The organism is uncultured Limnohabitans sp., assembly GCF_937889215.1.
Taxonomy (GTDB): domain Bacteria; phylum Pseudomonadota; class Gammaproteobacteria; order Burkholderiales; family Burkholderiaceae_C; genus Limnohabitans_A.
The window spans coordinates 1-8,037 of the sequence record NZ_CALBEX010000194.1 but is presented as its reverse complement, the minus strand read 5'-3'; the positions used below and the strand labels follow the sequence as shown (position 1 = coordinate 8,037).

The window sequence follows — 8,037 nt, the reverse complement described above, 5'->3', positions numbered from 1 at the left end:
CACGGCTTCGAAGTCGGCGTCGCTGTAGTTGAGGCTGAAGATCAATCGACCCGTTCCCACCCAACTGAGCGCCAATCCATGCAGCCTGAGGTAGTACTGCAGCATCCAGTTGTAACGGCTGGGCTGGGTGTAAAAGAGTGTCCAGACGCTCGACATGTTGGCCGCTTGCAAAGGCAGTTCATGCTTTTGCATGGTGCTGTTGAACAGCGCAGCTCGGTCATTCCAGCGCTCGTCCAAACCTTCGTAAATGGCCTTGATTTCAGGGGTGTCCAGTTGTTCCAGAAAGACCGACATGGCACCCATGACCCCAGGGTGTGCGTTGAATGTGCCACGCGCAAAGCAAATATCGGCCGGGCGTTTTTCATCGAATCGGCGCATCCATTCGCGCTTGCCGCACACCACACCGACGGGAAATCCACCGCCAAGAGTTTTGCCATAAGTGACCATGTCGGCCTGCACGCCAAAGTAGGCTTGCGCGCCCCCTGCGCCCAATCGGAAGCCCAAGAAAACCTCGTCAAATACCAATGCAATGCACTTTTCTGTGCAGACCTGTCGCAAGGCCTTGAGCCAAGTGGTGTAAGCCTCGCGGTCATACGCGGCGCGTCGGCTGCTGTCCACCAGGGTCGAGTCGCCAGGTGCATTCGCGTTGGTGTGCAGCGCCTGCAGGGGGTTGATCAGCACGCAAGCGATGTCCTTGCGGGTGCGCAGCACTTGCAAGCTGCGCTCGTTCATGTCGCTCAGGGTGTAGGTTTCGCGCGGTGGCATCGGGTTGCCTGGACCGGGCTGCACGTCCTCCCACCAGCCGTGGTAGGCCCCGCAAAAACGCACGATGTTTTTGCGGCGCGTGTGGTAACGGGCCAAGCGCACGGCTTGCATCACGGCTTCGGTGCCCGACATGTGAAACGACACCTCGTCCAGGCCGGAAATGGCTTTGAGGCGCTCGGCGTTGCCAGCCACCACCGGGTGGTAAGAACCCAGCACTGGGCCCAACGCTTGGGTGCGGGCCATGCCCTCGGCCATGGTGCGTTTGTAAAAGTCAGCGCCGAACACGTTCACGCCATAAGAGCCTGTCAGGTCGTAAAAAACCTGACCGTCCAGATCGGTGACTTGCACGCCTTGGGCCGATTGCAAGAACGAGCCGACCTTCAGGTTCTCGCGTACCACCGGGCTGAACTGGAAGGGCACGCGGTAGGCCGCGATGAATTGCATGTCAGAGATGTTCTCGCGTGCCGCCGCAGTGGCCTCGATGCTCAGGCGATGGCGCGTTTGCAGCGTTTGCCCCAAGGAAAAAAAGGCCGCGCGGCGTTGCGCTTGAATGTCCGAGGGGGCGCCGTCGCAGCCGAAAAATTCAGCCTCATCGAAGCCGTAACCGGGCAACCAGCGCGCCAGCCGTTTGGCCATGCGCGAGTGCCCGGCCAGCGAGCGGTGCTTGGCACGCGAAAGTTGTATGCGCCGATGCAGGCTTGGGGCCAAAGCGGCCAATACGCCCAAACTGATCCAAGTGGGGTTCACAGCAGTTTCCTTGTGTCAATGAAATTTCTTTTTATTCAAATTGAGTGACAACATGATGAAGATTCGACAACTTTTCCAAAAGTGGATGCTGCAAGAAGACCTGAACTTCTTGCTCACCAACCGCATTCCGCGCATCACCCTGACCCGATTCATGGGCTGGTGGAGCCAGATCCGACACCCTTGGGTGGTCAAGTCGTCCATGGCGGTTTGGCGCTTGTTCAGTGACCTGGACTTGAGCGATGCCAAGTACTCAAAATTTGACAGCTTGCATGCGTGCTTCACGCGTGAGCTCAAGCCCGGGGCTCGGGTGGTCAACCCGGACCTCTCGTTCATGACCTCGCCTTGTGATGCCATCGTTGGCGCGTGCGGCACCATCATGCAGGGTCAGGTGTTTCAGGCCAAAGGTTTCCCGTACCAGTTGGAAACTTTGCTGGGTACATCCGCGCGCTGTCAGCATTGGCCTGCCGAGCTGGAAGGGGGCACCTACATCACGTTGCGCCTGACCAGCAGCATGTACCACCGCTTCCATGCGCCGCATGATGTGCAGCTCCAGCATGTGACTTACATCTCGGGGGACACCTGGAATGTGAATCCGGTGGCGCTTGCGCGCGTACAAGAGCTGTTTTGTAAAAACGAACGGGCGGTCTTGCACATGCAAACGCAAGAGGGCGTGCCGTTCTTGATCGTGCCCGTGGCGGCTGTGTTGGTGGCCAGCATGCGCTTTCATGCGGTCGATGTGTTGCTCAACCTGCGCTACAAAGGCCCGAACGAAATGCCCTGTGATGCGGCCTATGCCAAGGGCCAGGAAATGGGTTGGTTCGAGCATGGCTCGACCATCTTGGTTTTTGTGCCGAAGGGCTTTGCCTTGGCGGAGGGCATTGCGCCCGGCGAGCAGATTCGCATGGGCCAAGCCTTGCTCCAGACCTCTTGAGCATTGCTGACGGTCAAAAAAACGGGCCCGTCATGCGGGCCTGTTGATTTTTAGCGTCCGAGCGTTCAGTATTTTTCTGGGACGATCATTTCGGCCGGCACCGGGTGGCGGATGTAGTCGGGGTTGCGTACACGCCCGGGCAGCGCCACTTGCGGATGCGCCACCTCGTGGTAAGGGACCTGTGCCAGCAAGTGGTCTATGCAGTTGAGTCGCGCTTTTTTCTTGTCCACCGCCTGCACCACCCACCAAGGGGCTTCAGGAATGTGCGTGCGCTCAATCATGATTTCTTTGGCGTGGGCGTAGTCTTCCCAGCGGCGGCGGCTTTCCAGGTCCATGGGGCTGAGTTTCCACTGCTTGAGGGGGTCGTGGATGCGACCCAAAAAGCGCGCGTGCTGCTCGTCATCGGTGATAGAGAACCAGTACTTCACAAGCTGAATGCCGCTTCGTACCAGCATCTTTTCGAACTCGGGCACCGAGCGGAAAAATTCTTCGTATTCGTCGTCGTTGCAAAAGCCCATGACTTTTTCGACACCAGCGCGGTTGTACCAGCTGCGGTCAAAGAGCACGATTTCGCCCGCAGCAGGCAGGTGAGAAATGTAGCGCTGGAAGTACCACTGTGTTTTTTCGCGGTCGTTGGGCGCGGGCAGGGCGGCCACGCGGCACACGCGGGGGTTCAGGCGTTGGGTGATGCGTTTGATCACACCGCCTTTGCCTGCAGCGTCGCGCCCCTCAAATAAGATGACCATGCGGTGGCCGGTTTTGACCACCCAGTCTTGCAACATCACCAGCTCGGACTGCAGGCGCAAGAGTTCACGGAAATAACGGATGCGCTCACCCGCTTGGGCACCGTTGGCTGCGGCTTCCACGTCCCAGCGGTCGTCGAGTTCCAGTTCGAGTTCTTCGTCCATGCTGTCCAGCAGGTCTTCGCGAAGCTGGCGCATTTGGGCTTCATCGATGGCGTGGGCTTGTGTCATGTTGTTTCGGAATCATTAAAAATTCAACTGTCGCTGTTTTCTGTGAATTTTTGATGAACGCAGCCCTTGCTGCAGCCTTGGACCAAGAGTTCAGGCTACGGCGCTTGGCTTGCTGACAGGCCGAGTCACCCGCCACACCAGCGCCGCAAAAAGCACCGACACCGTGGCCAGGGCCAGGCTGCTGCTGATCCAGAAGGTGTCCACCGCTGGGCGGCCGGTCCATTGCAGCCAGCCGTGGAGCGCTGAAGCCTCGTAGGCCCACAGGTAGCCGCCGTACAAGCCGAAGCCCCACAAAAATGCGGTGTAGATCAGCAGCGGTGCGATCGTGATGCGGTAGCAGCGCAGCAAAAAGGCGCAGACCGCCTGCACCGCGTCGGCCAAGTGGTAGACCGCCACCCAGGCCAGCCAGACCATGGCCGTTTGCGCCACCACTGGGTCGTTGGTGAAAGCGTTGGCGATGGTTTCGCGGCCCAGCAGCAAGCCTGCAGCGCACACCACGGCTGCGCCGATGGCCAGGCCGATGCCAAGGCCTGCGGCACGCCTGGCCCGGTGGGCCTGCCCCGCGCCCAACCAGTAGCCCGTGCGAGCGCTGCTGGCAATGCCCAGGGCCAGCGGCACCATGTACAGCACTGCGGCCAGGGTCGCAGCGATTTGGTGGCTGGCCGAGGCCACCGAGCCGAGCCGGGCAATGAACAGGGCCATCATGGCGAACGATGTGACTTCGACCATGATGGACAGCCCGGCGGGCACCCCCAGGCGCAAAAAGTGCCGCAGCACCGACCACTGGGGCTTTTCAGGGCGGCACCACAACTGGTAGGGGGTGTAAATGTCTTGCGTGCGCAAGAGCCACAGCCCCGTGAGCATCATCAGGCCGTTCACCGCCAGCGTGGCCCAAGCACAGCCCACCACGCCCAAGCCAGGCACATCGCCCAAGCCAAAGGTCAGCAGCACGGACAAAGGAATCTTCACCAGCAGCGCACCGGCTTGCAGCCAGGTCACCAGTCGCGGGTAGCCCAGGCTTTGGTTGAGCGTGCTGTACATGCGAAACAGCAAGGCCGGCACCAAAGCCAGCGCCAGCACGCGCAAATAGGCCCGCACATCGGGCCACAGCTCGGCAGGCACTTGGGTCCAGTGCAGCCAAGGGTCTGGGAACCACAAGCCTGTCATGCCCAGCGCCGCAGCGCCCGCCGAGATGTAGAGCGCTTGCCGAACCGAGCGCCCAATTTCGGCTCGCCGGTCGCCCCCATGCAGTTCGGCCCAGACGGGCAGCAGTGCCTGCAGCATGCCGTTGAGGGCCACATAAATGCTGATGTAAATCGCCGAAGCCAGAGACAACACGGCCAGCGCATGCGGGCTGTAGCGCCCGGCGATCACCGTGTCGGTCACGCTGAAGGCCATGATCGCGAGCTGCCCGACCAGCACGGGCCTGCATGGCGGGCGATGGTGCGCAGCTCGGACATGGCTCAGTTGCTGGCCGCGTTGGTTTGGGCTGGGCTGATGTCTTTGGATTCAGGTGCGGGGCGGAAAATCAGGAGCCGGTCGCTGCGGTCGCCAAGTCGGGCGGCGATGGCCGCCTGCTCCCAGCCCAAGACCCGAAGTCGCTCTGCCATCAGGGGCCGGTTCTTCTCGTCCATCACCAGCCAAGGGCACTCGGCGCTGGGCTGCGCGGCCGTCTGCAGGCGCACTTGGGCGTGGAACAACAGTGCCGCGCCTTGTGCTTGGCTGATGCCCGCGTATTGCAAGCAACGGGCGGTGCCTGTGACGACTTGCACTTTTTGCACCGTGGGCCCGTAGCTGCGGGCAAAGTTGAGCAAGGGCAGCCACAGGCTCATGAGCAGCAGCCAGCACAGCACGGCACCAGAGGCGGGCAAGACCATGCTTTTCCAGATGGCGGCGCGTTGGTGGCTGATGCGCCACTTGACCAAGCCGGCCCAGGCCAAGGTGGCCAACAAGGCCAGTGCAAAAGCCAAACCCGAAAACTCCGGTAAAAAGCCGGGGGCCAGTTTGGTCACGTTGGCCGCAGGCTGGGCCGGAAAGCCCGTTTGCATGGCGACCCAGACCACCCAGATGGTGAGCGCGCAGACGCTGAAAAACAGCAGGGTGAACCAGTCAATCAAAGCACCCAAGCTGCGGCGCAAGGTGGGCAGCGCAAACGCGGCCAGCGCGGCAATACCTGGCAAAGCCAACAGCAGCGCCCGATCGGTGAGACCGGTGAACCAGGTGGCCCCCACCGTGACCGCCACAAACCACAAAGGCAAGGCCAGGTGCGGATAGCGCCAGACTTGCGCCAGTTGCGCCCGCCAGCGCCACAAAGACCACAGCGCCAATGGCCAAGCGGGCCAGGTGAACCACATCAGCAACTTGGCCATGATGTGCACGTCCAGCATCGCGTGTGGCACCACGCGCCAGCGCCACAAATCGAGGGCGCCTGCGGTGGTGATGCACAACAGGCACAGCAATGCCAACAAACCCAAATCGAGCATGCGCAAGCGGCCCTGTGCGGGGTCGCTTTGGCCGGTGGCACGGATCACTGAGCCGCCCACGCCCAGCCACAGGGCCACGCTGGGCGCGCCCGACAGCGTCAGGCCGAGCATGCCCACAGCGATGGCGATGCCACTTTTGCCGCGCCAGCGCGGCAAGGTCGACAAGCCTACAAAAATCAGCGATGCAAAACACAACTGGCTCAGCGCTGGCGTGGCTTCATGCGCCAGTCGGGCCAGGCCCAGGCAGGCCAGCAAGGCCAGCAACCCGCCATCGGCCAAAGCGCGAGCGTAGTCGGCAGGTTTGGCTTCGCCACCAAAGGCAAAGGCCACAGGCTGGGCCGCGGGGTGTCGCGCCAGTGCATAAATGGCATACCAAGTGGCCGCCAGTGTCAGGGCCAGCATGCCTGCAAACGGCAGGCGTGCAAACAAGTCTTCCCAACCCGCAGGTGCCCAGCGCAAGAAGCCTGCACCCAACCAATATGGTAGCAAGGCCAGTTGGGGGTCATGCTGCCCCAGCAAACTGGGTTTGAACCAGTTGGCCGCCTCACCCATTGCAGGCTGGGCCAGTTGCAGCATGTAACCCAAGGCCTCTAAGTCTTGCGATTTCCAAGGCGCACGCCCCCAAAAACCGGGCAGAACATAGGCCACGCACAGCAGCAGCAAGGCCAGGCGAGGCAGTCTGCGCACGGCACTTTGGGCAACGATGGCGGGGTTGGGGTGGTTCACGGGGATTGGGTCATCAGGTCAGGGGTAAGGGCGCTGCTCAGCAGGTCTTCGTATTTTATGGATCCGGCCCCATGTCGGACCTGAAGGCGCCGACCTACAAAGACGAACACCGTCGGTCAGTGGTACCTCCTGCCCCTTTTGTCCCAAACCGGGACCATTGGCCGAGCAGTTGGGCCAAGGCCCATACAAAAAGGGCAGGCCGGTTGCCCGGGCTGCCCTTTTGGGGAACACCAATGCGCGAATTACTTGGCGATGGTGGTGGTCTTGCCGAAACGGTTGCGGAATTTTTCCACACGACCGCCCATGTTGTCGACCGACTTTTGGGTGCCGGTGTAGAAGGGGTGCGACTCGCTGGTGGTGTCGAGCTTGTACAAAGGCAGTTCGCGACCGTCTTCCATTTTGATCATCTCTTTGGTGTTAGCGCATGAGCGGGTCACGAACTTGAAACCATTGGACATGTCTTGGAAGCAAATTTCACGGTAGTTGGGGTGAATGCCGTCTTTCATGGGGAAATCCTTTTATTTTCGCTACGGTAGCCACACTTCAGCCTATCTGAGTGCACTTTCCGCAAAACATATCGATTATAGGGTATCAACCGCCGCGTCGCATCATGTCGAAGAACTCGGAGTTGTTCTTGGTCGCCTTCATGCTCTTCAAGACCATCTCCATCGCCTCGATCTCGTCCATGTTGTACATGAACTGACGCAGGATGCGGGTTTTTTGCAGCACTTCGGGCTGCAGCAGCAGCTCTTCGCGGCGGGTGCCGCTGCGGTTGAGGTTGATGGCCGGGAACACGCGCTTTTCGTACAGGCGGCGCTCCAAATGGATTTCGCAGTTGCCGGTGCCTTTGAACTCTTCAAAGATGACCTCGTCCATGCGGCTGCCGGTGTCCACCAAGGCGGTGGCGATGATGGTCAGGCTGCCGCCTTCTTCCACTTTGCGGGCTGCACCAAAGAAACGCTTGGGGCGTTGCAAGGCGTTGGCGTCCACACCACCCGACAGCACTTTGCCCGATGAGGGCACCACGTTGTTGTAGGCGCGGGCCAGGCGGGTGATCGAGTCCAGCAGGATCACCACGTCTTTTTTCAGTTCCACCAAACGCTTGGCGCGCTCGATCACCATTTCGGCCACATGCACATGGCGTGAGGCGGGTTCGTCAAAGGTGGAAGAGATCACCTCGCCGCGCACGCTGCGCTGCATTTCGGTCACTTCTTCTGGGCGCTCATCGACCAGCAAGACCATCAGGTGCACATCGGGGTAGTTGGCGGTGATGGCATGCGCGATCTGCTGCATCATCACCGTCTTGCCCGACTTGGGCTGCGCCACGATCAGGGCGCGCTGGCCACGGCCAATCGGCGCAATGATGTCGATCACGCGGCTGGTGATGTTTTCTTCACCCTTGATGTCGCGT

General features: G+C 60.8%; 6 protein-coding genes and 1 pseudogene. 1 reads left to right on the top strand and 6 read right to left on the bottom strand.

Annotated features, from left to right (window positions below; genetic code table 11):
* Positions 1–1,512, bottom strand: a 1,512-nt coding sequence (locus Q0341_RS05025) for an aminotransferase class III-fold pyridoxal phosphate-dependent enzyme (protein WP_299510974.1), incomplete at its 3' end; no start/stop codon positions are given.
* Between the two features lie 52 nt (positions 1,513–1,564).
* Between Q0341_RS05025 and asd the strand changes: the two genes are divergently transcribed.
* Positions 1,565–2,443, top strand: a complete 879-nt coding sequence (gene asd / locus Q0341_RS05020; RefSeq protein ID WP_299510972.1) for an archaetidylserine decarboxylase — start codon at positions 1,565–1,567, stop codon at positions 2,441–2,443.
* 65 nt (positions 2,444–2,508) lie between these two features.
* Here asd and ppk2 read toward each other — a convergent pair whose 3' ends face one another.
* The 5 genes and pseudogenes from ppk2 to rho all read right to left on the bottom strand — a co-directional run.
* Positions 2,509–3,417, bottom strand: a complete 909-nt coding sequence (gene ppk2 / locus Q0341_RS05015; protein ID WP_299510970.1) for a polyphosphate kinase 2 — start codon at positions 3,415–3,417, stop codon at positions 2,509–2,511.
* A gap of 90 nt (positions 3,418–3,507) precedes the next feature.
* Positions 3,508–4,877, bottom strand: a pseudogene (locus tag Q0341_RS05010) (MATE family efflux transporter).
* Between the two features lie 3 nt (positions 4,878–4,880).
* Positions 4,881–6,626 carry a hypothetical protein gene (locus tag Q0341_RS05005; RefSeq protein WP_299510968.1) on the bottom strand — a complete coding sequence of 582 codons (1,746 nt, stop codon included), beginning with the start codon at positions 6,624–6,626 and terminating at the stop codon, positions 4,881–4,883.
* A gap of 242 nt (positions 6,627–6,868) precedes the next feature.
* On the bottom strand, positions 6,869–7,132 hold the full coding sequence (locus Q0341_RS05000; RefSeq protein WP_019429339.1) for a type B 50S ribosomal protein L31: 264 nt from the start codon (positions 7,130–7,132) through the stop codon (positions 6,869–6,871).
* A gap of 85 nt (positions 7,133–7,217) precedes the next feature.
* On the bottom strand, positions 7,218–8,037 hold an 820-nt coding region (rho, locus tag Q0341_RS04995), incomplete at its 5' end, for a transcription termination factor Rho (RefSeq protein ID WP_299510967.1).